Raw genomic sequence first — 24,837 nt, 5'->3', positions numbered from 1 at the left:
GGCCTCGGGTGGGGTACTGCGACGGCGGTCGGTTCCGGGGCGGCTTGCGACCGCTGCCCTCGCCTTGACGCTCCTGGGTGTGGTGAGCCGGCTGATCGGCATGGCGGCCGGCAGTGCCTTCCCTGAGGAGCCTGTGGTGGACCTGGGACATGCCGGTCCATGGGTGGCGTCGTACGCACGCGCTGCCGCCGCCGGATCGTGGGGGGCGGCACTGGTCTGCTTGTCGTTGGTCGGCGTCTGCGTGGCACACGGCTTCGCCGCCCAGGCTCTCGGCGCCCTGCGGCGGTTCGTTCGGCGGTCGGGAGGCCCCTCCTCCTGACGGGCCACCGCCGTCCCGCGTGGCGGAGGGATGGCCCGGCAATGCGCAGGAATCGTGCGGGCGGCGTCGGTCGGCGAAAGGCGCCGGGGCCGTGTCAGCGGCGCGCCACGGCCACTCCGGCCGCGCCGATGGCAGCCCCCAGTCCGACGACCGCGAGGACACGCAGGGTCCTCTCCTTCAGGGGCGGGGTCGGCGCCCGCAGTGCGTCCCGCTCACGCGGGCGGGCCCCGGCTTCCGCACCCTCGGCGCGGGCCAGTTTCATCACCTCGGCGACGTGCAGGGCCTGCCGCCCGGTGCCGGCGTCCTTGATCTGCGTCTTGCAGGAGAAGCCGTCGGCGACGACCAGACAGTCGTCGTCCGTGTCCCGGACGGCCGGCAGCAGGGCCTGTTCACCGCAGTCCATGGAAATGTCGTACTTGCCGTCCTCGAAGCCCCACGATCCGGCGAGTCCGCAGCACCCGCCCTGGAGGTTCTGCACCTGGAGGCCCATCTTCTCCAGCAGGTTCTGCTCGGGGTTCATCCCACCGGTCGCACGCTGATGGCAGTGGCCCCACAGCAGTGCCTTGCCGTCGAGCTTCGGTGGCTCGATGCCGAAGGTCTGGAAGAACTCCGGGAAGTGGTAGGCGTTGTGGGTCAGCCGCCGGGCGTCGTCGTCGTGGGGCAGCAGTTTGGGCAGCTCGTCCTTGAAGACGGCCAGACAGCTGGGCTCCATGCCGACGATCGGGGTGCCGGCCCTCAGGTGCGGGCGCAGCGTGTCCAGCACGCGGTGCAGGTAGCGCTCGGCGGCGTCCAGGAAGCCGTAGTCGTACAGCGGCCGTCCGCAGCAGATGTGGTCCTCGGGCATGACGACCCGCCAGCCCGCCGCCTCGATCGCCTCCACGCAGGCCACGCCGACGCCGGTGTGGAAGTAGTTGTTGAAGGTGTCCGGGAAGAGGACCATCGGACGACCGGAGGGGTTGGCGGTGCCGCCCCGCCGGGCGAACCACTCCTGGAGTGTCATCGGCGCGAAGCGCGGCAGCGGGCGGCGGCGGTCGATGCCCGCGGCCAGCTTCGCGAGGCGGGCGAGCCCCGGCGTGTGCGTGACGAGGTTGGCCACCTCCGGCACGCGGGAGGCGATCCTGGCCGCCTGGTCGATGAATCCGAACGCGTAGGCGTGGCGGGGGCGCCACCGGCGGGCCGACTTGTAGTGGTGGTGCAGGAACTCCGCCTTGTAGGTCGGCATGTCCACGTTGACGGGGCAGTCGTTGGTGCAGCCCTTGCAGGCCAGGCAGAGGTCGAGGGCGTCCTTCACCTCGTTGGACTGCCAGCCGTCGGTGATGACGTCGCCCTTGAGCATCTCGTACAAGAGCCGGGCCCGGCCGCGGGTGCTGTGCTTCTCCTCGCGGGTCACCTGGTAGCTGGGGCACATCGTCGTCTCGGCCTGCGGCACGCGGCACTTGCCGATGCCGACGCAGCGCAGCGTGGCGTGGGCGAAGTCGCCGCCGTCTTCTTGGTAGGCGAACTTCACCGGCTGCCGGGGCGGGTTGTAGTCGGTGCCGAGCTTGAGGTTCTCGTCCATCCGGTAGGCGTCGACCACCTTGCCGGGGCTCATCTTGCCCTGCGGGTCCCAGATCCGCTTGAACTCACGCATGGCCTGGACGAGTTCCGGACCGTACTGCTTCTCCAGCAGTTCGCCGCGCTGCTGACCGTCGCCGTGCTCGCCGGAGACCGAGCCGCCCATGTTCACGCACAGGTCGGCGGCCTCCTCCATGAACGCCCGGTAGGTGGCCAGGCCGTCGGCCGTGCGCAGGTCGAAGCTGAGCCTGCAGTGGATGCAGCCCTGGCCGAAGTGGCCGTACATGGCGCCGGTGATGCCGTGGCGGTCCATGACCTTGCGCAACTCGCGGACGTAGGTGCCGATGCGGTCGGGCGGCACCGCGGAGTCCTCCCAGCCGGGCCAGTGGTCCTTGCCGCCGGGCGGGAACGCGGTCGATCCGAGGCCGCTCTCGCGGATCGCCCACAGGTGTTCGCTGGTGCCGCCCTCCTGCTTGCTCCTGGCGATGCGGATACGGTCGCGTGCGTAGCCCTTGTCGTCGGTGAGCCACCGTGTGAAGCCCTCCGCCCGGCTGACGGACTCCTCGGCGGTGTCCGCGCCGAACTGCACCACCAGCCACGCTCCGCCCCCCGGGCGCGGCAGTTCCTCGATGTCCTCCGCGTTCATGTTCTCCAGCTGCTGGTCCCGGATCAGCAGGTCGTCGAGCGCTTCGAGGCCGATCGGCTTCCACCGTTCGATGAGTTCGGCGCAGTGTTCGGCGGCGTCGGCGAGGTCGTCGTACTCGACCACGACGGTGGTGCGCTGGAGCAGGCCGGGCGTGAGCATGAGCGTCGAGCGCAGCACGGTCGCGCAGGTGCTCTCGGTGCCGACCAGCGCGCGGGCGACGTTGAACCCGCGTTCGGGCAGGAGTTCGTCGAGGTTGTAGCCGGACACCCGGCGTGGCACCTGCTGTTCGGAGTGGAAACCGGCCCGGATGGCGTCGGCGTACGTGTCGCGCAGGTCGCGCAGTGCGGCGTAGATCTCGCCCTTGCGGCCTCCCTCGGCGATGATCTCGTCCAGGTGCTTCTCCTCGTCCACGCCGACCCAGAAGCGTTCGCCGTCGTAGGTGACGACCTCCAGGGCGTGCACGTTGTCGCTGGTGCGCGGGCCGGGGCCGTACAGCTGCGACTGCACCGAATGGATGCCGCAGGAGTTGTTGCCGATGTTGCCGCCGATCACGCAACGGGAGTGGGAGGAGGGGTCGGGGCCGAAGATCAGGTTGTGGCGGCCGGTGTGGCGGTTGAGGTCCTCGTTGATGACGCCCGGCTCGCAGGTGACCAGGCGGCGGGCGACGTCCGTCTCGCCGATGCCGGTGAGGTACTTCGAGTGGTCGATGACGACGGCTTCGTTCACCGTCTCGCCGGACAGGCTCGTACCGCCGCCGCGACTGAGGACGGGCGCGCCGAAACGGTGGCAGATCTTGTGCGCCGCCACCACGTCGTCGAGGGTGCGGGGCACGACGACCGCGATCGGGACCTGGCGGAAGTTGGAGGCGTCCTGGGCGTAGAGCGCGAGCGAGCCGGCGTCGAAGCGGACCTCGCCCTCGATCGCCTTGCGCAGGGCCTGTTCCAGTTTGCCCACCTCGACGGTGTGGCGGGCCCGCGGCGGTCCCGCGATCTCCGGATGCGTCCTCGCCGGGATGTCGCGCGTCGTGCGGCGTGTTGCCTTCGCCATCGGGTTCAGATCTCCTTCGTACGCCTGGTCAGACTGGTTGCGCCGCGTAGACACGGTGGGGCTCGGCGTCCGCCCACTTGATCTCCAGGCCGAGGCCCGGTCGCCCGGGGTCGGGCCGCAGGGTTCCCTCTTCGGGGGACAGGGTGCCGTCGAACAGCAGTCGCTCCACGCGCACGTGGTCGTGGAAGTACTCGAGGTGCCGCAGCCGGCGTACGGCGCAGAACGCGTGGGCGGAGAGCGCGGGGGCGCAGTGGGCGGACAGGTCGAGGTGGCGCGTCGCCGACAGGCCCGCCACCTCCAGCAGCCCCGTGATGCCGCCGCACCGGGTGACGTCCGCCTGGAGGCAGTCCACGGCGGGGGGTTCCACGAGATTGACGAAGTCACGCGCGGTGAAGGCGTATTCGCCCGCCGCGATCTCCAAGCGCTCCGGGCCGCGGTCACGGAGCATCCGCAGTCCTTCCAGGTCGGCCGAGCTGACGGGCTCCTCCAGCCACCGCACGTCCCACTCGTCATGGAACCTGCGCGCCCAGTACAGGGCTTCCTTGCGCGAGAGGGCTCCGTTGGCGTCCGTGAAGATCTCCGTTTCGTCACCGACCGCCTTGCGCAGGGCCGTCAAACGGTGCGGGTCCCGTTCGGGCTCGCGGGAGGTCTTGAGCTTCACCCGGGGGATGCCCTGGCCGACCCATCCGGCGAGTTGGTCGGTGAGCCGGTCGATCGGGTAGTTCGTGAAGCCTCCGCTGCCGTACACCGGTACCCGGTCGTGGTGGGCGGGCAGAAGGCGTACCAGCGGCAGGTCGAGCAGCCTCGCCTTGAGGTCCCACAGGGCTACGTCGACGGCGGAGACGGCCATGGCTCCGACACCCGGGCGGCCCGCGTTGCGGATCTGCACGCCCATGCGGTGCCACAGCGCGGGCGGCGCGGTGACCTCCTGCCCGTCCAGCAGCGGGGCCAGTTTGGACACCACGAAGGAGGCGACCGACACATCTCCGTAGGTGTAGCCCAGTCCGCTTCTCCCGCCCGCGTGCACCCGAACCAGGACCATGGTCGTGGAGTCCCACTCGAGCGTGCCGTCCTGTTCCCTGCCGTCGGGGCCGTCGGTGGGCACCTCGAAGGCGTGCACGTCGACCGCGTCGATCCGGCATCCGTCCAGGTCCGCCACGCCGGCAGGGGTACGGCGGGTCACGGCCGCCTGCCCGGCAGATGCTCGGCCAGCTCGGTGATCTTCTGACGCGCCCCCTTGACGGCGATGCCCACTCCCTCCGGGTCCCGCACGGCCGCCTTGGCGGCCTTCTTGCCCTGTGTCTTCTTGATGTGCGGCGGGATGGGCGCGATCTCGGCGTCGACCTTGAACTCCAGCACCACCGGCCGGTCGCTGGACAGCGCCTCGTCCCAGGCCTTGCCGATCTTCTTCGGCTTGTCGCAGTAGATGCCCTTCAGGCCGATGAGTTCGGCGTACTTGGCATACGGGATGTCCGGGATCTCCTGCGAGCCCCGGAACTTCGGATCACCGGCCATGGCGCGCTGTTCCCAGGTGACCTGGTTGAGGTCCTGGTTGTTGAACACGCAGAAGACGAACGGCGCCGGGCCGGACAGCCGGTCCAGGTACCGCTTGACGGTGATCATTTCGGCCATTCCGCTCATCTGGAACGCGCCGTCCCCGACGAAGGCGATGACCGGCCGGTCCGGGTGGGCGAACCGGGCGGCGATCGCGTAGGGGGTGCCCGGCCCCATCGTGGCCAGTGTTCCCGAGAGTGAGGCCTGCATGCCTTTGCGCAGCTTCAGGTGCCGAGCCCACCAGTTCGTGCCGGAGCCCGAGTCGGCGGTCAGGATGACACCGTCCGGCAAGCGGGGCGAGAGCTCCGCGGCCACGGCCTCGGGGTTGATGGTCCCTCCGAAATGCTGGCCGGCCCGTTTCCGGCAGAGGGCGTTCCACTCAATGACGTCCTTCTCGATCTTCTCCCGCCAGCCGCGGTCCTCCTTGCGGTGCAGCAGCGGCAGCAAGGCTTTGAGCGTCTCCTTGGAGTCCCCGACGAGGTGAGCGTCCATCGGGTAGCGGATGCCGATCATGCGCCCGTCGATGTCGATCTCCACACCTCGTGCCTGCCCTTCGTCCGGGAGCCACTCGGAGTACGGGAAGCTGCTGCCGATCATGAAGAGGGTGTCGCAGCCGCGGATCATGTCGTCGCTGGCCTTGCTGCCGAGCAGTCCGATGGGGCCGGTGACGAAGGGCAGGTCGTCGGGCAGCACCTCACGGCCGAGCAGGGCCTTGGCCACACCCGCGCCGAGCAGTTCGGCCACCTCCACGACCTCGCTCTCCGCGTGCGCCGCCCCTTGGCCGATGATCATGGCGATCTTGCTGCCGGCGTTCAGAATGCCCGCCGCCCTGCGCAGCTCCCCCTCGTCGGGCAACAGGCGCGGGCGGCTCCAGCCGACGCTGGAGAACACCGAGCCGTGCTTCTTCGGCGGCGAGGGCTGGGCGTCCTCCTCCTGGATGTCGTTCGGGAGGATGATCGTGGCGACCCCGCGCGTGGTGAGCGCGGTCTTGAAGGCCCGGTCGATGACGTGCCGGGCCTGCCCCGGGTGCACCACCATCTGGCAGAACTCGGACACATCAGCGAACAATTGCTGAAGGGCGATCTCCTGCTGGTAGTGCGTGCCGAGGGAGAGCCTCTTCTGCTGGCCCACCACGGCGACGACGGGCTGATGGTCCAGCTTGGCGTCGTACAGACCATTGAGGAGGTGAACGGCCCCCGGCCCCGACGTGGCGACGCAGCAGCCCACCTCACCGGTGAACTTCGCATGCGCGCACGCCATGAACGCGGCCATCTCCTCATGCCGCGCCTGAATGAACTCCGGCTCACCCTTGGCCCGGTCGAAAGCACCCAGCAGACCGTTGATCCCGTCGCCCGGATAGCCGTAGACCCGCCGCACACCCCACTCGGTCAGGCGGCGCAGCACGAAGTCGGCGACTTGGTTCATGACGTACTCCCTCCGGGCACCTCTGTGCCGTCACCAGTGGGTGACCCGTGCCCCGGACGCGTAAACGGTGGGCACCGGTCCACCACTCGCACGGACCGGAACGGTGCCCTCACCCCTCTCCCCCCTCCCCCCTCACTCCCCTGGCGGCCGGTATCTCGCGCCCCCCGCGCACGGCCTGTTTCATGGCGGCAGAGGCGGGTGACTCCACGGCGCGGAAAAGACAACACGGTCCTGCGAGGACGCGGTGACACGTCCGCGCGTCATTGGACGGCGGCGTCCGATGCGGCCTTGCGGGCAACCTGCTCACCGTTCGCCCGGCGTTCGGCGACGGCGCCTCATGTGCGCCGCCGCACGTCCTCGCCGGCCCGACCCCCACGAGGCCCATGCCCGCCACAACCGCCGTCCCGCTCCCGCACAGCGACACCACCGCCGCGTCGGAGCCGTTCTCGGACCGACTCGACGCGCTGCTGCGCGAACTCGCGCGGCAGCCCCCGGGACCGCGGCGAACCGTCCTGCGGGACCAGGTCATCCATATGCTGTTGCCGCTGGTCCGCCGGGTCTCACGCCGTTTCCGGCGCCATGGAGAGGACCTCGACGATCTCGTCCAGGTCGCCTCCGTCGGCTTGATCAAAGCCGTCGACGGTTATGATCCGGACCTGGGGCACGCCTTCCTCTCGTACGCGCTTCCCAAGCTGACGGGTGAGATCAGGCGGCATCTCCGTGACCGCACCACGGCCGTGCGTCTCCCCCGTTCCCTTCAGGAGGCGAGCGGGCCGGTCTTCCAGGCGGTCGAGGAACTCGAGCAGCGGCTCGGCGGCGGCTCGCCCACCCCTGAGCAGATCGCCGAGCACACCGGGATGGAACCGGACCGGGTGCTGTCCACCCTGCGGGCGCTGCACGAGTGCCGCCCACGATCCCTGGACGAACCGGCGAGGTCCGACCAGGAGTCGCCGCCGGCCTTCTTGATCGGCTCCGAGGACGCGGCACTCGGCCGTGTCGTCGACACCGTCGCGCTGGTGACCCAGATGAGACAGCTCCCGGAGCGGGACCGCCGAGTCCTCTACCTGCGCTTCTACCAGGAACGGACCCAGCAGCAGATCGCGGACGTCATCGGCGTCTCGCAGATGCAGGTCTCGCGGATTCTGCGGCGTTGTCTCGGTCGGCTCCGAGACGCTCTTCTGGCGCCCGAGTCCGAGCCGTGCCCGGCAGGCGAGGAGAAGGTGCGGCGGAGGCCGGTCCGCGACCGGGCCGCCCGGTCACCGGGCCGGCCCGGTGCCCGACTCCGCACGACCGAGCCGGACCGTCTCACGCGGTCCGGTGGCGCGGCGCGCCCGGCGGCTGCGGCGTCCACCCCTGCTGCTCCTGCGGCCTCCACTCCGGCTTCGGCTCCCACTCAGGTTCCGGCTACGGCGTCCACCCAGGCTTTGGCCTCCACCCGGGCTTCGGCTTCTGGTCCGGCGTCGGCGGCTCCGGGCCACCTCGGGTCCGTCAGAAGGCAGCCCGTTCACGTCGGCCGTCCCGGCGTCCTCCCCGCGCGCGTCGCGGCTGTCACCGGGCGCCGGATCCGGCGGCGATCGCGATCCGGGCACATGCCGTGGCTGGAGCCGTACCGGAGGAACGGTGTCGAGTCACAGCGGCGCGCGGGGCACCGGAAGCACCACGCGGCCGCCCGGGGAGTCCCCCGAGTCACGTCCACCGCCGGATCCACCGCTGCGCCCGTCCACAGTCGGTGCCCGGGCGGGGCGGGGCGTTCCCCTCCCCCGGTGCGCACGGCGCGAGCGATCCCCTGCCCGACACCCGCTCCAGGGAGGTAAACGACGTGCAGCACCTCGGCAAACGCACCTGGGTGATCCCGGAAGGCTTCATCCCCGGCTCCAGCACCGGACCGGAGGAGATGCTCAGCCACGAGACCGCGTGCATCCTCAACACCGGTGACGCGGACGCCCACGTGCAGATCACCGTCTTCTTCCCGGACCGTGAACCCGCCGGACCGTACGAGGTCACCGTGCCCGCCCGGCGTACGCTCCACCAGCGGTTCAACGAACTCGCCGGCGACGGCGAGGTGCCCGTCGGCGCGGACTACGCGTCCGTGCTGGTGAGCGACGTTCCGGTGGTCGTCCAGCACACCCGCCTGGACAGTCGGCAGCCGGCGAACGCCCTGCTGTCGACCATCGCGTACTGCGCGGACTGACCCCGTGAGCCGCGGAAACCTCCTGCTCGGCGGACGGCCATGACGGCGTGGTCGGCGGGCGGCGGTGGGCGGAATCCGGGCGGGCCCCTGCGCGATCGGGTCTTCTCGGGTGCCCGGCTGTTCCTGCTGTCGGCCCTGCTGCTGGCGGGAATCGGTGCCTGTGGGCGGCTCATCGGGTGGGTGGCGCTGACGACGACCATCGGCCCGACGGCCTACCTGCTCCTCGCCCACCCCGGCACTCTGGTGTCACGGTGGCGTGCCGCCGTCGTGGGCCACTCCTCGGCGGTCGGCATCGGACTGGCGTGTCTGGCCGCGTTCGGCCTGTGGCGGCACCCGTCGATCGTCGAGCGGCAGCAGGACACCGCCGCGCAGATCGGCGCGCAGGCCCTGGCGGTGGGACTGACGCTGTTCACGCTGCACCTGCTCGACGCCCACCATGCACCGGCGGCGGCCACGGCGCTTCTGATCACCTCCGGCATCTCCCGTCCGGGGCCGCCCCTGTACGGAATGCTGACCGGGCTGGCCCTGGTGCTCACGGTCGCTCCCCTGTTGTCCATGGCCACCTCCGGCCGGGCGGACGGCGCGGGATGAGACCAGAAAGGCAGGCAACGCATGAGTCGCGCGCGTAGGCGTGGCACCGCTCTGCGCCGAAGGCGGGCCGTGTTCCTGTCGGCCCCGGCTTTGCTGGGCGTACTGCTGGCCTCGTGCGATGGGCCACCGCCCGCCGACCGTCCGGAGGTGCTGGAGCAGGTCGAGTTTCCGTTCGACCGTGCCGTGCGCAAGGCGCTCGACGAGGTGCCCGAGAGCAAGCTGTTCTCCGTCGACGTGCGTCAGGTCTCCGGGCCGGACCCGGTGTGGCGGACCGAGGTCGCCACCGAGGACGGCACGCTGCACGTCGTGCGGGTGGACGCCACCCTGGGCAGAATGCTGGGTACCTTCGTGCCGCCCGAACAGCCGCCCGCCCGGAAGGCGCGGACCGCGGAACTGGTGAAGGCCGCGAAGGTGCTGCCGGAAGAGGCCGCCGAGCAGGTGGCCGCCACGGCGGTGGAGGACCCGCGCTACGGCAAGGTCACCGCCGTGGGGCTGACGAGGGGCAGGGAGGACCAGCCCGTCTGGTCGGTCGGTGTCACGACCATCCGTCCGGAACACACGCACATCTACCAGGTCGACGCCGTGACCGGCAAGGTGGTCCGCAGTCGGACGACCGAGCCCGGCCCGCCGCTTTCGGCCACGGCTTCGCCCATCGAATGAAGGTGACCGCGTCATGGTGTCCGAGCCCGTCGTCCGTGTCGTGTGGGGAGCCACACTCACGCTGTTCCCCGATGTTCTGCTGCACCGTCTGCTCCGGACACCGCCGGGCCGGACGGGCCGGACGGCCGTTCGCGCGCTGGGCGTGCGCCATGTCCTGCAGGGAGCCGCCCCCACCCGGGGCCTGCTGTCACCCGCCTGGAGGACGGCGCTCGACGCGTCGCACGCCGTGAGCATGGCCGGCCTGGCACTGCGCAGCGAACGCTGGCGCGGCGCGGCCCTCACCGACCTCTGCGTGGCCTGCGCGTTCACGCTGAGCTCGGTGCGCGGTGCCCGTGCCGGACGCGTCGGCGACCGGCACGGGTGATGCCGACGGTTTCCGGTCACCCCCGCCGGGACAGCCCCTGCTCCATGGCGGAACGAGCCCGAAAGCGATCACAGATGTCCGATGTGCCCTGCCCTCCCCACGTCCTGCGGGAGTATTCCGTGCTCGCGGACGGCGAGCGTGGCGCTGTGGTGGATCCGGAGGGCAGGGTCGTGTGGCTCTGCGCGCCGCGCTGGCACAGCGACGCGGTCTTCTCGGCGCTGATCGGGGGCTGCGGACACTTCGCGTGGACGCCCGTGGACCCCTGGCATGTCTGGGGCGGCGCGTACCAGGAGGGCACGCTCATCCGGGTGCACCGGTGGGTGAGCGCGGACTCCGTGATCGAGTGCCGTGACGCCCTGGCCATGCCGGCCTCGCCCGACCGTCTCGTCCTGCTCCGCAGGATGCGGGTCATCAGGGGTGCGGCGCGCACGCGGATGGAACTCGACCCGCGTCCCGGCTTCGGCACGGGGCACCTGCGGGAACCCCGTCTGGAAGACGGTGTCTGGACGGCGACGGGCGGCGGGCTGCGGATGCGGCTCCTGGGGGCCCCGCGAGCGACGTGGGATCCCCGGGCCGGGTTGCGCGGCGACTTTCGCCTGGAAAGCGGCGACCAGCACGACCTCGTGCTGGAGCTGTCCACCGCTGCTCCCACCGGGCAGCGGCTCGACCCGGACGAGCTCTGGGCCCGCACCGAGCAGGAGTGGCGACGCGCCGTCCCGGACTGCTCTGCTCTCGCCGCCCCACGCGACGCCCGGCACGCGTACGCGGTGCTGCGCGGGCTGACCAGCGGCTCGGGCGGCATGGTGGCCGCCGCGACCACGTCCCTGCCGGAGCGGGCCAACTCCGGGCGCAGCTACGACTACCGCTACACCTGGCTGCGAGACCAGTGCTACGCGGGCCTCGCCGTCGCCGCGCACGGGCCTCACGAGCTCCTGGACACCGCCGTGGAGTTCACCGCCGGCCGTATCCTCGCCGACGGTGACGGCGTGCACCCCGCCTACACGGTCACCGGGGAGCCGATGCCGAAGGAGAGCCCTCTGTCACTGCCCGGCTATCCGGGTGGTGCCGACCGGATCGGCAACGAGGCGGCCTCGCAGTTCCAGCTCGACACCTTCGGCGAGGCCCTGCAGTTGTTCGCGGCCGCCGCTCGCCACGACCGGCTGACCAAGGACGCGCTGGATGCGGTGCGCGTCGCGGTCGACGCCGTGGAGCGCCGGTGGCGGGAGCGGGATGCCGGCCTGTGGGAACTGGAGGAACGGTGGTGGACGCATTCGCGGCTCAGTGTGGTCTGCGGACTGCGCCGGATCGCGGACGTCCTGCCCGGCGCGCAGGGCCGGCGGGGGGCCGAGATCGCCGAGTCCGTCCTGGCCGAGACCCGCCGGCGCTGCCTGCACCCGGACGGGTACTGGCGCCGCGCGGCCGACGACGACGGCCCGGAGGCGGCTCTGCTGGTGCCGCTGGCACGCGGGTGCATGGCCCCCGACGATCCCAGTACCGGGCTCACCCGCGCCCGCATCGAGGAGCGGCTGGCCCGGGACGGCTATCTCTACCGCTTCGAGCACCCGGGAAAGCCGCTCGGCGAAGCCGAGGGTGCCTTCCTGCTGTGCGGGTTCCACATGGCGCTGGCCACGCACCACCTCGGTGACCGGGTCGGCGCCTTCCGCTGGTTCGAACGTACCCGGACGGCCTGTGGACCGCCCGGGCTGTTCGCGGAGGAGTACGACGTACGTCAGCGCCAGCTGCGCGGCAACCTGCCCCAGGCGTTCGTCCACGCCTTGCTGCTGGAGTGCGCCGTCCGGCTCAACGACGCCTCGACCCTGCCCTTGTGAGGCTGTTGCCGCAGTCCGGCGGCGAGCGCGGAGCCGACGCCGCCGGCCAGGGCCGCACCCAGTGCGATCGGCCTGCGGTGACGTGACAGCCACAACTGCACGCTGTGCTCGTGGGCCTCGTCGTCGAAGACGCCGTGCGCGCCGTGGTCGCTGCCGGCCGCGCTGTCGACGGGCTCCCAGAGGTTGACCGGGCGGGACGGGTCGACGGGGTCGTCCGTCTGCTGCGAGTCGTACGCCGTTCGTGCCAGGTAACGGTCCAGCAGTCCGGCGGCGAAGCGCTGTCCGAGCAGGGTGGCGACGGTGGAGCCGCCCACCCAGTGCTCGCGCCGCGCCGCGTGGTCGGCCGCGTAGAGGACGCCCCGGGCGGCGACCTCCGGCTGGTAGACGGGAGACACCGGCCGCGGGTGCCGGGACAACCGGGACAGTACCCAGCTGAACTGCGGGGTGTTCAGGCCCGGCAGCTGCACCATGGTGACGCGCACGCCACTGCGCTCGTGCAGCAGCTCGCACCGCAGGGACTCGGTGAAGCCCCGGATGGCGCTCTTGGCACCGCAGTAGACGGACTGCAGCGGGACACTGCGGTACGCCAGCGCCGAGCCGACCTGCACGATGGTGCCCCGGTCGCGCGGCATCATCCGGCGCAGGGCCGCCTGGGTGCCGTGCACGAAACCGAAGTAGGTCACCTCGGTGGCCCGCCGGAACTCCTCCGGCTTGACCTCGGGAATCGTGGCGAAGACGGTCGAGAAGGCGGCGTTCACCCACACGTCGATCGGGCCGAGTTCCGCCTCGACCCGTTCCGCCGCCGCGTCGACGGCCTCGGCGTCCGCGACGTCGACCACCAGGGGCAGCGCGCGGCCACCCGCTTCTCGCACGTCACGGGCGGCGCCCTCCAGTCCCTCCTCGCCGCGGGCGAGCAGCGCGACGGAGGCGCCGCGGGCGGCGAAGGCCCGGGCCGTGGCCCGGCCGACGCCGCCGCTCGCCCCCGTCACGACGACGACCTCGGTCTTACCGCGCTTGTCGGTCATGACTTCCCCCGGCCCGGCAGGTGCTCGGCGTACTGCGTCACCTTCTGGCGTACGCCCTTGGCCGTGATTCCCGCCCTCTCGGGGTCGTGCAGAGCGGCCTTGGCGGCCTTCTTGCCCTGCTCGGCCATGATGTGCGGCGGGATCGGGGCGATCTCCGCGTCGACCTTGAACTCGAGCACGACCGGGACCTCGGAGGCCAGCGCCTCGTCCCAGGCGGCACCGATGTTCGCCGGGTCGTCGCACACGATGCCCTTGAGGCCGATCAGCTGCGCGTAGGCCGCGTAGGGGATGTCGGGGATGGTCTGCGATCCGGGGTACTTGGGGTCACCGGACATGGCGCGCTGTTCCCAGGTGACCTGGTTGAGGTCCTGGTTGTTGAACACGCAGAAGACGAACGGCGGGGAGCCGGCCAGGCGGTCGAGGTACCGCTTGACGGTGATCATCTCGTTCATGCCGTTCATCTGGAAGGCCCCGTCGCCCACGAAGGCGATCACCGGGCGGTCCGGGTAGGCGAACCGCGCCGCGATGGCGTACGGCGTGCCCGGCCCCATCGTGGCCAGGGTGCCGGACAGCGAGGCTCGCATGCCTTCGCGGAGTTTGATGTTGCGGGCCCACCAGTTGGTGCCCGAGCCCGAGTCGGCGGTCAGGATGGCGTCGTCCGGCAGCCTCTTCGAGAGTTCGGACGCGACGGCCTGCGGATTGATGGTGCCGTCGAAGTGCTGGGCGGCCCACCGCTCACACAGGTCGTTCCATTCGACGACGTTCTTTTCGATCTTCTCCCGCCATGACCGGTCCTCCTTGCGTCGCAGCAGGGGGATGAGCGCCTTCAGGGTCTCCTTGGAGTCTCCCACCAGATGCGCTTCCATCGGGTAGCGGATGCCGATCATGCGCCCGTCGATGTCGATCTCCACACCTCGTGCCTGCCCTTCGTCCGGGAGCCACTCGGAGTACGGGAAGCTGCTGCCGATCATCAGCAGGGTGTCGCAGCCGCGGATCATGTCGTCGCTGGCCTTGCTGCCGAGCAGTCCGATGGGGCCGGTGACGAAGGGCAGGTCGTCGGGCAGCACCTCACGGCCGAGCAGGGCCTTGGCCACACCCGCGCCGAGCAGTTCTGCCACCTCGACCACCTCGGCCGACGCGCGGGCGGCGCCCTGCCCGACGAGCATGGCGACCTTGCTTCCCTCGTTGAGGATGTCGGCGGCCTTGCGCACCTCGTCCGGGTCGGGCAGGACGCGCGGGCGGCTCCAGCCGACGCTGGAGAACACCGAGCCGTGCTTCTTCGGCGGCGAGGGCTGGGCGTCCTCCTCCTGGATGTCGTTCGGGAGGATGATCGTGGCGACCCCGCGTGTGGTGAGCGCGGTCTTGAAGGCCCGGTCGATGACGTGCCGGGCCTGCCCCGGGTGCACCACCATCTGGCAGAACTCGGACACATCAGCAAACAGGCGTTCGAGATCCACCTCCTGCTGGTAGTGCGTGCCGAGGGAGAGCCTCTTCTGCTGGCCCACCACGGCGACGACGGGCTGATGGTCCAGCTTGGCGTCGTACAGACCATTGAGGAGGTGAACGGCCCCCGGCCCCGACGTGGCGACGCAGCAGCCCACCTCACCGGTGAACTTCGCATGCGCGCACGCCATGAACGCGGCCATCTCCTCATGCCGCGCCTGAATGAACTCCGGCTCACCCTTGGCCCGGTCGAAAGCACCCAGCAGACCGTTGATCCCGTCGCCCGGATAGCCGTAGACCCGCCGCACACCCCACTCGGTCAGGCGGCGCAGCACGTAGTCAGCGACTTGGTTCATGGACGTCTCCTGGTCGGTTCATGCGGACAGTGCGCCTCTGGGTCCCTCCCCCCATCCGCCCATAAACCAGCTCGTGCCGGGCTGTTTTAGCGCTTTCGGGGCATACACACAGGGCTCCTACTCCTCCTCGTGGCCGCTGCGGCTTTCGGACTCCTCCGTTTCGGTCTCCCGCTGTGTCTCGTCGCCGTGTGACGACGATTCCTGGGCCCGCTGGGCCAGACCCAGTTCCATCCCGGCCACCGCGCAGTAGACCACCGACACCAGGAAGGCGGTCACCGGCCAGGCGAGCACGCCCCGGACGAAGTGAGCGGTGCCCCAGGCCAGCATCACCGAAGAGCCCACGGAGGCCAGGCTGAGCGAGACGCCCAGCGCCGTGACGGTGCTCGGTTCCTTCTCCAGCGGCTTGCGGAAGCCTCTCGACGCCAGCAGTTCGAGCACGCTGAACGCGACGGCCGCGCCCAGGGCGAAGTAGACGAGATGCGCTGCTCCGGGCACCTTGGCCTCGACGTTCAGGAGGCCCAGGGCGACAGTGACCGAAACGGAGAATCCGTAGGCCTGCCCGTTGTTGCGGAGCGAGGCCCGCATCCCGTGCGCCAGGTACCGGACATGCATGTCGCTGGTCTCCTCATGAGGTGATCGACCGACGTGTACCGCCTCGGCCTGCTCATTCTGCGCACGAGGCCGACCCGTCACCGCGGAACCCGGCGTGCCGCACGGGCGAGTCGCTCGGCTTGGGCTCCCCGGCCACGCACGGGCTCGCGGTGCCGGCGCCGTCCCGGCCTACATCTTCTCCTTCCAGCCCTTGCGGACCAGCCAGGCATTGACCGGCCAGGCCGTGAAGAACCCGAACACCATCGACACCTGCATCAGCATCCAGTAGGTCGCCGTCGTCTTGGGAAGCCCGGGCGCGAAGAGCAGTTCCTGATAGATCCACATCCCCAGGAACAGGCCTACCTGGAAGGCGACGATGGACAGCGTGTCCGCCTTGACCGCGGCCCAGATCCCCTTCGCGCGGCCGATGTTCCGCATCGGCACAATGGTGAAGTACTGGAAGACCACGCCCAGGACCCAGGCGAAGGCGAAGTCGAGCGCGAAGTCGGCGTAGAGCGCCTTGCCCGCGATCGTCAGGCCGGTGGCGAACAACCCGGAATCCCCGGCTATTTTGCATAGGGCAAACGACGCGGGGCACTCGGGTCGTGCCGGAAGAACAGCCCGAGGTGCTCGCAAGCCCCGGCCATCGCCTCCGTCGCGCAGGAAGCGGGATATGCCATGTTCACGACCCAGACTCACCGGACGACCGAGGAAGAACTCGTGCGCCGGATGGCCACCTGTCCCCCGGGTCCGGAGCGGGTGGAACTGCGAGAGGCCGTGATCAGAGCCTTCCTTCCGGTCGCCCGGCGAATGGCACGTCGCTACGGCTCGCCGATCGACAGTCGCGAAGACCTCTACCAGGTGGCCTGTCTCGGTCTGGTCAAGGCGGTCGACCGCTTCGACCCCGAACGTGGTCACGCCTTCCTGTCGTACGCCGTTCCCACCATCGACGGGGAACTGAAACGGCACCTCCGTGACCACACGTGGGAAGTGCACGTCCCCCGCCGCGTGCAGGAAAAGCACCGCCGGGTCCGCCTCGCCCAGGAAGAGCTCAGCCGGGCCGGGCATTCCCAGGGTGACGGCCTCCGCGAGTTGCAGCGCGTGGCCGGCATCTCCGAGTCGGAGGTTCGGCTGGCGCTCCGGGCCGACCGGGCGCGCAACCCCGTCTCCATCGACGAGCAGCGCGGCCCGGTGCGGAGCGTGTCCCTGGCCGACACCCTGGGCGCCGACGACCCGGCCCTCGATCACGTCACCGATCTCGTCGCGTTGAGCTCCCTCATCACCGAACTGCCCGACCGCGAGCGTCGCGTACTGAAGCTCTACTACCTCGATGCGCACACCCAGCGGGAGGTCGCGGCGATCGTGGGTGTGTCCCAGATGCAGGTGTCCCGGTTGCTGAGCCGATCCTGTGCCTTTCTTCGGCGCGCCATGACGGAATGCTGAGCGGGCGGGTGGCGCCCTCGCCGCTGATCCGGCACCGTGCGGGAACTCCGGCGCTCAGATCACCGATCCTCCGGCCGATCGCCCCGGCGTCTCATGGGGAGACGAGGAAGCATGGCCTCCGGCGTCGTCCCCCGTCCGGCGTACGGTCTCGCCACCGCTTCGGTGGAGGAGGTTCCGCCTGCGAAAGGCCCCCGGCACCCGCCGGGCGCGGCGCCGCGCGGTGGCGAGCCGGTGGCAGCCCGCCCATGGTGAGTTCCGGTCGGCAGGGCACGGCACCCCCTGGAGGTAGCGCGATGTGGAAACGCAGGAAGGTCGCTCGCGCGCAGGCCGCGGCACCTTTGGAGTTGTGCGACCTGTGCGCCGCCACGTTCCCGCGGAGCGAGGCGGTGACCGGGTACGTCACCGACTCCTCGTCGGCACATCCGACCTGCGACTGGTTCGACGGCCTGCGCCGGGTGACGGCCTGCGGTGACCCGCACTTCGACGTCATCAGGGAGCGGTACCGGCATCGGCCCTTCGTGCGTGAGGAGCTCTGGGCAGCCAAGGTCACCCTCGCGCTGACCTGCGGTCCACCGGTTCTCAGCTGGGAGGAACTCGGCTGCCGTACCGGGCTCCAGGAAGCGGAACTGCGTAGCGCCATCGCCTGGCACAACGAGCGGCTCAGGCACCGGACCGATCCCTAGCCGGCGGCTCGCAGCACCTCCCTGCCTTTGCTCGCGCGGGTGAGCTTCGCGCCGCCTGCCCCCACCGCCGTTTCGGCGACGTGCGGCGGGGGGACCCATGCCAGGCTCGGAACGGACAGTGGCGGCTGAGCACGCAGTGCAGTCGCCGCAGTGGCTACAGGAGGGCGAAGACACGGTGCCCGTGGCTGACGACAACGGATCGCCCCGATCCGCCACGCGCGGCGAGCGGCTGGTGAGCGTGCTCGACAAACGCCTGCCGGTCGGCTCCGCGGGCAAGGAGTTCCTACGCAAGGCGTTCCCCGACCACTGGTCGTTCCTCCTGGGTGAGATCGCCCTGTACAGCCTTGTCGTCCTCGTGGTCACGGGTGTCTACCTGACCTTCTTCTTCGACCCCAGCATGGCGGAATCCCCGTACACCGGCTCCTACGTACCCCTACAGGGCGTGATGACGTCGGAGGCCTACGCCTCCGTCATGCACATCAGCTTCGACCTCCGCGGCGGTCTGCTGATCCGTCAGATGCACCACTGGGGTGCCCTGGTGTTCGTGGCCGCGATCGGCGTGCACCTGCTGCGCGTCTTCTTCACGGGCGCCTTCCGGCGACCGCGGGAAGTGAACTGGACGATCGGCGTGACCATGTTCCTGCTGGCGATGCTGGAGGGCTTCTGCGGTTACTCGCTCCCCGACGACCTGCTTTCGGGGACCGGCCTGCGCACGGCCCAGGGCATCATGCTGTCGATCCCGATCGTCGGGACCTACCTGTCGTTCTTCGTCTTCGGCGGCGAGTTCCCCGGTGACGAGATCATCCCGCGTCTGTACGTGGCCCACATCCTGCTGCTGCCCGGGGTGCTCCTGGCCCTCGTAGCCCTCCACCTGACGTTCGTCATCTACCACAAGCACACCCAGTGGGCCCGGCCCGGCCGCACCAATCGCAATGTGATCGGCAAGCCGTTCTTCCCGCAGTACACCGCCAAGTCCGTCGGCCTGCTGTTCACCGTCGGGGGTGTCCTCGCGCTGATGGGCGCCCTGATGCAGATCAACCCGATCTGGACGTTCGGTCCCTACCGGGCCGACAAGGTCTCGATCGACTCCCAGCCGGACTGGTACGTGGGCTTCCTGGAGGGCGCGCTGCGCCTGACACCCGCCGCGGAGACGAACGTGGCCGGGCACACCATCGTGTGGGACGTCTTCCTGCCCGGTGTGGTGCTGCCGACCGCCCTGTTCGTCATCCTCTACAGCTATCCGTTCTTCGAACGGTGGATCACCGGGCCGATGCCCGAGCAGCACCTGTGCGACCGCCCGCGCGATCAGCCCACCCGCACCGCCCTGGGTGTCGCCGCCGTGTCCGCCTACGCCATCCTGCTCCTGGCCGGCGGGCAGGACGTGATCGCGCTCGTCTTCCGCATCCCGCTGGAGGTGATCACCTACACCCTCCGCACCGCCCTCTTCCTGGTGCCGTTCCTGGCCTACCACGCCACGAAACGGGCCTGCCTGGGGCTGCAGGCCGCCGACCGCCGACGCCTGCTGGAAGGTCTGTCGACCGCCGAGGTACGGCAGAACACGGACGGTGGCTACCAGCAGGCACGCACACTGCTTCCGCCGGCCGAGGCCTATCGCATCCTCGTACGTGCCGAGCCACGGCCACGGGCACACGGTACGGAGGTCTGGCGCTGGTTCCGCAAGCACCGCCTCCGCAACGCGCTCAGCCGGTGGTACTTCGGCGAGCGGGTCGAGATGCCCGCCACAGCGTGGCAGCGGCGCCGCGTCGAAGCCGTACGGGCCGGCCCCGGCGAGGCGGACGAGACCGGCGAGTCGTGAGCGAGGAGTTCCGGGCCGGACGCACGAGACCGCCGCGCGCGGCAGGACCGGCGAGAACCCCGCCCGCGGCGATCCGCTGACCGATCCGCTGCCGGACGTCGTGCTGCCGGACGTCGCGGGAGCGGTGGGACACACCGGCGTCCCGCCCCGCCTGGGATTCTTCTCGGACGCCTCTGTCTGCATCGGCGGCAAGGCCCGCGAGGTGGCACGCCAGGAGTGGAACGCCATTCCGGCGAACGGCCTGGAACTGACCGGCGTGTCCTACGGCAGCGTTCGCAGGCTTGGCGTCAGCACCTGGCGGCCGGTGGCCTCCATCGGGCAGCGCAAGCCGCTGGGCGGGCGGGAACGGGCGTCGGGCACGAGGACGTCGACGTTCTCGCGGCCGCAGGAGCACTGGGCGCCTCGGTCTCCGACCCCGGCCCGGTCGGGCTTCCGCCCCGCGGGCGCACCGGCCGGGGCCCGGGGCGATCCCTTGTCGACGAGCACACCGAGGCACCGGATCAGCGGACGCCCGGGTCACCGCCGCGCACCGCGAGGGGCAGGGCGTCCACGGCCTGGCGCTCCTCCCGTTGGATCCACGACCAGGTGACGACCGCCGCGGCGATGGCGAGGGGCAGCATGCCGACGATCATGGCGAGGCCCTCGGCCTGGTGCCCCGACGCGATCACCCCAAGGGCGGGGATGTCCAGCAGCGGCGCGGCGAGGAACAGGTAGAGACATCGACCGGGATCACTGAGGCGGTGCCGGGTGCGGGCGATGGCGGGCACCCAGAACACGAAGGCGGCCAGGAGCAGGGCCGCTTCCGACACGACGGTGACGCCGGTGGGCAAGGGGAGCACCAGGTCGGCGAGGACCACCCACGCGTGCACCAGGACCAGCAGCGGCAGGGCGAGGCCCGGAGGCAGGCTCACCCACTGCCACAGTGGCGCCCGCCGGGTGAGCCGCACGACACCGGGCACCACGGCGGCTAGCACGAGGCCCGACACGGCCATCATGGCCACGGCCGACAGGTGCGTTCCGTGGGTCGAGTGGTCCATCGCGCTCACTCCTCCCGCGCCGTCGTACCGCGTACCGCCAGCGCCGCGGCCACCAGCAGCAAAGGGCCTGCCACGGCCAGCAGCCACCAGCCGTAGATGAAGGACAGGGCGACGAGCAGGAAGCCGAACGCGGCGGGGGCCACCGCGCCTGCCGAGCGGTCCGGCACCCGGTAGCGGACGTGCTGGTCGGGGCCCGTGCGGGAGGAGGCGAGCACGAGGAGGGCGGCCAGTTCCAGCACCACGACGACGCTGCCCCACAGCCAGTACACCATCGTGTTCTCGCCGTACACCACGAGCACGGTGAGGAGCAGGGCGTTGAGCAGACCCCAGCCGGCCACGACCACGAAGGACAGATGCCGCTTCACGACCGGCTCCCGTCTGCGGCGGCTTCCTGCTCCTCGCGCTGCCGCAGGTCCAGCAGGGGCGCGAAGCTGGTGATGGGCGGCACTGGATGCTCCGGGGTGAAGTTGAACCTGGGGGGCGGCGACGAGGTGGCCCATTCCAGGCTGTGGCCGCCCCACGGGTCGTCCGGCGCCTTCTCCGCGGTCCCCAGCGTCCGCCGGCGCAGGGTCCACAGCACGTTGACGGCGAACACGGCCATCGCGGCGGCGAGGAAGGCCGCGCCGATGCTGGACAGGAGGTTCATCCAGCCGAATCCCTCGAAGGCCGCGTAGGTGACGACCCGGCGCGGCATGCCGAGATAGCCGAGGGCGAACATCGGCAGGAAGGTCACATTGGTGCCGATCACCAGCAGCCAGAAGTGCAGCCGGGTCGCCCCGTGCGCCAGCATCACGCCGGTCACCTTCGGGAACCAGAAGTACACCCCGGCGAACAGCCCGAAGGCACTGCCCGCGAACAGCACGTAGTGCAGATGGGCCACCACGAAATAGCTGTCGGTCACGTGGTAGTCGATCACGGGTGTGCCGACCATGATGCCGGTGAGCCCGCCGATCAGGAACTGCGGGATGAACGCCAGGGCGAACAGCATCGGAGGAGCCAGTCGCAGCCGTCCGCCGACGATGGTGCCGATCATGGCGAAGTACTCCACGCCCGCGGGGACGAGCAGCGCGATGGAGGCCAGCGAGTAGTAGTCGTTGGTCGCCTGGCCGGTGGCGAACATGTGGTGGCCCCACACGCTCATCGACAGCGCGGCGAACACGAGCAGCGACAGCACCGTGCCCGTGTAGCCGAAGAAGCGGCGCCCGGAGAAGACCGCGAGTACCTCGGCCACCGCGGCCAGGTACGGGAAGAACATCACGTACACGACCGGATGACCGTAGAACCAGAACAGGTGCTGGTATCCGATGTTCCACACATTGTGGTCGAAGATCGACGGGTCGGCTCGCCCGGCCGCGAGCAGGACGAGCGCCGCCAGCAGTGCCGGGAAGGCGCCGATCACCATCAGGGAGCTGGCGATCATCGACCAGGAGAACACCGGGAGGCGCAGCATCGTCATGCCGTACGTGCGTTTGCGCAGCACGGTCCACAGCACGGTCCAGCCCATGATGATGGTGCCGGTGGTGGACAGGAACACTCCCGCGATCCACAGATCGGACCCCACGCCCGGCGAGTTGATGCTGTCGGCCATCGGCGGATAGGAGAACCACCCGTCGGCGTGGGCCCCGAGCGGGGTCGCGAAACCCGACAGCATGACCAGGGCGCCGAGCGCGTAGAGCCAGTAGCCCAGCAGTGTCGAGCGCGGCATGGCGATACCGGGGGCCCCGATCTGCAGGGGCACGAGGTACACGCCCATCCCGAGCGCGAACGGGGTGAACACCATGTAGATCATGCCGGAGCCGTGGATGGTGAACAGCTGGTTGAAGGTGTGGGTGCTCACCAGATGCTGCTCGGGCTGGGCCAGCTGGGCGCGCATGGTCAGGGCGAGGGTGCCCATGGCCATGAGCAGCACCAGAGCGGTGCCCATGGTCAGCACGCCGATGCGCTTGTGGTCGGTGCTCGTCACCCAGCCCAGCCATCCGCCCGAGGACACCGGCCGCCCGCCGGTGTCCTCCTTCGTCACGGCGGGCGAGACCGTCATGCGGCGGCCCCCTGTCCGCCGCCCTGCAGCCAGCGGTCGTACTCCTCGGGCGAGACGGCCTTCAGCCAGAAGTGCATCTTGTAGTGGAGCTGGCCGCAGAACTCGGCACACTTGCCCATCCAGCGGCCTTCCTCGTCCAGGGTGACGGTGAAGGTGTTCATGTGGTCGGGGAACGCGTCCATCTTGTAGCGCAGGTGCGGGATCCACATCGAGTGGATGACGTCACGGGAGGTCAGGTGGAACTCCACCGGGCGACCGGTCGGTACCACCACCGTCGGCAGGTCGTCTCCCTTGCACGTCCCGTCCACCTCGCGCGAGTCGGGCGCCTGGGGGTAGCTGAAGTTCCAGCACCACTGGAAGGCCGAGACGTCGACCCGCACGGGCCGCTCGGCCGTCTGACGGTGCTCCCGGTTGTTCTGCCAGGCGGTCCAGGCCACCAGGAACACGGCGAACGCGGCCAGGACGCCCACGTAGTAGGTCTCGAGCCGCGGGCGTTCGGCACGCGCGGAGGGGGTCACCCGTCGCCCTGCCCGGCGCATGATGAGCGCGTAGCCGAACAGGGCGGCGACCACGAGGAAGACCACGGCGGCGACGATCGACTCCAAGGCGAAGGTCTCGCCGAAGACATCACGTTGCTTCACTGAGCCACCATTTCGAATCATCGGCGGCGTTCCGTCGAACGCCTCTGCCCGGGCACGTCCACCGTTCGAGAACGAGGCCATGCGGACATTACGGACAAGTCGCTAAAGCTGCGAGCTGACACACCGCCCACGGGGGTGCCCCGGGCGTTCACGCCTGACACCCGGCCGACCGAGCGCTTCCACTCCGGGTGAGTGGCTTCGCAGGGCGCGGGTTCGCCGACCTCCCACCCCGGCCGCCGAGGGATCGGTGCCGCGCTCCGCGGGGAGGTCCCCCGGCGTGACGGTCACCACTCGCGGCGTCGCGGTCAGGCCCCGGCAGCCGTCGCGTCGCCTGACGCCGGCCTGGAACCGCCTCCGCCGGACGGCCCCCGGCCCCCCACCAAGTGCAAAATTTGCCTGATGCAATGAAGGAACCCGCTCAGTCTTGCGTACTTCCCTGTGATCGAACCGCCCTACCTCTGGAGGCACCATGGGCATATCCCGAGCCAAGGCCGGCAGCGTGTTCACCGTCGGCGCCCTGGGTCTGACCATCGCCGCGCTGGCCTACCCGGCGATGCTCGGAGTGGAGAACACGGCCACGTCGCCGGACCGGATCATCGCCAACACCCCTTACGGGCCCCTCACAGAGGCCGATCGCGACTTCGTGGCCAAGGTCCGCGCAGCCGGGTTGTGGGAACATCCGCTGGGCTTGCTGACGATGCAGCGGGGCACGACGCCGGAGATGAAGGAAGCCGGTGAGCACTTGGTCGTCGGTCACGGCCGACTGGACGCCACCTGCCGAAAGATCGCCCCGGAGCTGAACATCACCCTCCCGAACCAGGCCTCCCCCCAGCAGCAGCAGTTCGTGGCCACCGTGGACGGCAGCACCGGCAAGGAGTTCGACTCCCTGGCGGTGAACATCATGCGCGTCACCCACGGCCAGATCTTCCCCGTCATCGCCAAGATCCGCGCCAACACCAGGAACACCCTGGTACGCCAGCTTGCCGACCAGGCCAACGACACTGTGCTCGACCACATCACCGTCCTGGAGAAGACCGGGCTCGTCAATCATGAACAGGTCAATCTGCAGCAGACCAGCCCACCCAAGATGCCCGAGGAGCAGACAACCCCGCCGCCCCCGCAACCGGGGTCACCGGTCCTCACGCTGAAGATTCCCAAGGGCCTGGAGGACCTCCAGACGAACGCTCCGAGTGCTCCCACCCCCTCTCCGGCGGCCGAAGGCTGACGGAGAGCCGCAGCCTCGCAGGGCGGCGGCCCGGTGGTCGGGCTCCGGCCTTTTCGTCTCCGGCAGGTTCGGGTACTCCGTGAGCGTCGAATTTCGGACACCCCCTGCACAGGAGACAACCAGGAGATCCCATGGCTACGATCAGCCCCATCGATCTGCAGAAAGCCCTCAAAGGGGCCGACTACCCGGCCAGTCGCGACGATCTGGTGAATCTGGCCAAGGAGAACGGCGCGGAGGACACACTCGTCGAGAGGCTCGCCGACGCCGGGGAAACGCAGTTCGACGGCCCGAACGATGTCCAGAAAGCAGTCTTCGACAACGAGTAGCAGGCCCTGCCCGAACGTCATCGCGTAGCCCGT

The 24,837-nt window shown here is 70.1% G+C and carries 22 protein-coding genes; 11 read left to right on the top strand and 11 right to left on the bottom strand.

Annotated elements, in window-relative coordinates; all coding sequences use genetic code 11:
- Positions 1 to 413: 413 nt before the first annotated feature.
- The 3 genes from ABTX62_RS06570 to ABTX62_RS06560 are packed head-to-tail and all read right to left on the bottom strand — an operon-like array spanning position 414 to position 6,545.
- On the bottom strand, positions 414 to 3,566 hold the full coding sequence (locus ABTX62_RS06570) for an FAD-binding and (Fe-S)-binding domain-containing protein (protein ID WP_352115137.1): 3,153 nt from the start codon (positions 3,564 to 3,566) through the stop codon (positions 414 to 416).
- A 28-nt stretch (positions 3,567 to 3,594) separates the two neighbouring features.
- Positions 3,595 to 4,725: an enolase C-terminal domain-like protein gene (locus ABTX62_RS06565; RefSeq protein WP_352115136.1), complete on the bottom strand. Its 1,131-nt coding sequence runs from the start codon at positions 4,723 to 4,725 to the stop codon at positions 3,595 to 3,597.
- A 20-nt stretch (positions 4,726 to 4,745) separates the two neighbouring features.
- Positions 4,746 to 6,545 carry a thiamine pyrophosphate-requiring protein gene (locus ABTX62_RS06560; protein ID WP_352115135.1) on the bottom strand — a complete coding sequence of 600 codons (1,800 nt, stop codon included), beginning with the start codon at positions 6,543 to 6,545 and terminating at the stop codon, positions 4,746 to 4,748.
- A gap of 383 nt (positions 6,546 to 6,928) precedes the next feature.
- On the opposite strand from ABTX62_RS06560, the gene ABTX62_RS06555 reads away from it, so the two are divergent.
- From ABTX62_RS06555 to ABTX62_RS06530, 6 genes are all read left to right on the top strand, one after another.
- On the top strand, positions 6,929 to 8,359 hold the full coding sequence (locus tag ABTX62_RS06555; protein ID WP_352115134.1) for a sigma-70 family RNA polymerase sigma factor: 1,431 nt from the start codon (positions 6,929 to 6,931) through the stop codon (positions 8,357 to 8,359).
- A 5-nt stretch (positions 8,360 to 8,364) separates the two neighbouring features.
- A complete protein-coding gene (locus ABTX62_RS06550; protein ID WP_352115133.1) occupies positions 8,365 to 8,736 on the top strand; it encodes a sensory rhodopsin transducer in 372 nt (123 codons plus the stop codon).
- 39 nt (positions 8,737 to 8,775) lie between these two features.
- A complete protein-coding gene (locus ABTX62_RS06545; protein ID WP_352115132.1) occupies positions 8,776 to 9,327 on the top strand; it encodes an HPP family protein in 552 nt (183 codons plus the stop codon).
- A 147-nt stretch (positions 9,328 to 9,474) separates the two neighbouring features.
- Positions 9,475 to 9,987: a PepSY domain-containing protein gene (locus tag ABTX62_RS06540; RefSeq protein WP_352115131.1), complete on the top strand. Its 513-nt coding sequence runs from the start codon at positions 9,475 to 9,477 to the stop codon at positions 9,985 to 9,987.
- Positions 9,988 to 10,000: 13 nt separating this feature from the next.
- Entirely contained in the window at positions 10,001 to 10,351 is a 351-nt protein-coding gene (locus ABTX62_RS06535; protein ID WP_352115130.1) for a hypothetical protein, read from the top strand.
- A gap of 74 nt (positions 10,352 to 10,425) precedes the next feature.
- On the top strand, positions 10,426 to 12,180 hold the full coding sequence (locus ABTX62_RS06530) for a glycoside hydrolase family 15 protein (protein ID WP_352115129.1): 1,755 nt from the start codon (positions 10,426 to 10,428) through the stop codon (positions 12,178 to 12,180).
- Here the strand turns inward: ABTX62_RS06530 and ABTX62_RS06525 are convergent.
- The 4 genes from ABTX62_RS06525 to ABTX62_RS06510 form a co-directional block, all read right to left on the bottom strand.
- A complete protein-coding gene (locus ABTX62_RS06525) occupies positions 12,081 to 13,205 on the bottom strand; it encodes an SDR family oxidoreductase (protein WP_352115128.1) in 1,125 nt (374 codons plus the stop codon). The two genes, ABTX62_RS06530 and ABTX62_RS06525, sit on opposite strands and share 100 nt — an antisense overlap.
- Entirely contained in the window at positions 13,202 to 15,004 is a 1,803-nt protein-coding gene (locus tag ABTX62_RS06520; RefSeq protein WP_352115127.1) for a thiamine pyrophosphate-requiring protein, read from the bottom strand. The genes ABTX62_RS06525 and ABTX62_RS06520 overlap by 4 nt, the downstream gene beginning before the upstream one ends.
- A gap of 117 nt (positions 15,005 to 15,121) precedes the next feature.
- Entirely contained in the window at positions 15,122 to 15,616 is a 495-nt protein-coding gene (locus ABTX62_RS06515; RefSeq protein ID WP_352115126.1) for a hypothetical protein, read from the bottom strand.
- Between the two features lie 168 nt (positions 15,617 to 15,784).
- Positions 15,785 to 16,294, bottom strand: coding sequence for a DUF4396 domain-containing protein (locus ABTX62_RS06510; protein WP_352115125.1), 510 nt, complete (start codon positions 16,292 to 16,294; stop codon positions 15,785 to 15,787).
- Between ABTX62_RS06510 and ABTX62_RS06505 the strand changes: the two genes are divergently transcribed.
- From ABTX62_RS06505 to qcrB, 3 genes are all read left to right on the top strand, one after another.
- Positions 16,274 to 17,038, top strand: a complete 765-nt coding sequence (locus ABTX62_RS06505; protein ID WP_352115124.1) for a sigma-70 family RNA polymerase sigma factor — start codon at positions 16,274 to 16,276, stop codon at positions 17,036 to 17,038. The two genes, ABTX62_RS06510 and ABTX62_RS06505, sit on opposite strands and share 21 nt — an antisense overlap.
- A gap of 293 nt (positions 17,039 to 17,331) precedes the next feature.
- The gene (locus ABTX62_RS06500) at positions 17,332 to 17,721 is read left to right on the top strand and encodes a hypothetical protein (protein WP_352115123.1); all 390 of its coding nucleotides are present in this window, start codon (positions 17,332 to 17,334) and stop codon (positions 17,719 to 17,721) included.
- A 181-nt stretch (positions 17,722 to 17,902) separates the two neighbouring features.
- Positions 17,903 to 19,537: a cytochrome bc1 complex cytochrome b subunit gene (qcrB, locus tag ABTX62_RS06495; protein WP_352115122.1), complete on the top strand. Its 1,635-nt coding sequence runs from the start codon at positions 17,903 to 17,905 to the stop codon at positions 19,535 to 19,537.
- A 500-nt stretch (positions 19,538 to 20,037) separates the two neighbouring features.
- Here the strand turns inward: qcrB and ABTX62_RS06485 are convergent, their stop codons facing one another.
- Genes ABTX62_RS06485 through coxB form a run of 4 tightly spaced genes read right to left on the bottom strand, consistent with a single transcriptional unit; the run spans position 20,038 to position 23,253 of the window.
- The gene (locus ABTX62_RS06485; protein WP_352115121.1) at positions 20,038 to 20,574 is read right to left on the bottom strand and encodes a hypothetical protein; all 537 of its coding nucleotides are present in this window, start codon (positions 20,572 to 20,574) and stop codon (positions 20,038 to 20,040) included.
- Positions 20,575 to 20,579: 5 nt separating this feature from the next.
- Positions 20,580 to 20,939, bottom strand: coding sequence for a hypothetical protein (locus ABTX62_RS06480; protein ID WP_352115120.1), 360 nt, complete (start codon positions 20,937 to 20,939; stop codon positions 20,580 to 20,582).
- Entirely contained in the window at positions 20,936 to 22,612 is a 1,677-nt protein-coding gene (locus ABTX62_RS06475; RefSeq protein ID WP_352115119.1) for a cytochrome c oxidase subunit I, read from the bottom strand. Before ABTX62_RS06475 ends, ABTX62_RS06480 begins: the two co-directional genes overlap by 4 nt.
- Positions 22,609 to 23,253, bottom strand: a complete 645-nt coding sequence (coxB, locus tag ABTX62_RS06470) for a cytochrome c oxidase subunit II (RefSeq protein ID WP_352115118.1) — start codon at positions 23,251 to 23,253, stop codon at positions 22,609 to 22,611. The genes ABTX62_RS06475 and coxB overlap by 4 nt, the downstream gene beginning before the upstream one ends.
- Before the next feature lie 469 nt (positions 23,254 to 23,722).
- Between coxB and ABTX62_RS06465 the strand changes: the two genes are divergently transcribed.
- Together ABTX62_RS06465 and ABTX62_RS06460 are read left to right on the top strand one after the other, a co-directional pair.
- Positions 23,723 to 24,478, top strand: coding sequence for a DUF4142 domain-containing protein (locus ABTX62_RS06465; protein WP_352115117.1), 756 nt, complete (start codon positions 23,723 to 23,725; stop codon positions 24,476 to 24,478).
- Positions 24,479 to 24,609: 131 nt separating this feature from the next.
- Positions 24,610 to 24,804: a DUF2795 domain-containing protein gene (locus ABTX62_RS06460; protein WP_352115116.1), complete on the top strand. Its 195-nt coding sequence runs from the start codon at positions 24,610 to 24,612 to the stop codon at positions 24,802 to 24,804.
- The last annotated feature ends 33 nt before the right edge of the window (positions 24,805 to 24,837 follow it).

The organism is Streptomyces sp. NPDC096046, assembly GCF_040303285.1.
Taxonomy (GTDB): Bacteria; Actinomycetota; Actinomycetes; order Streptomycetales; family Streptomycetaceae; genus Streptomyces.
Note: the sequence above shows the minus strand (reverse complement) of the source record. Positions and strands in the feature narration are given on the sequence as shown.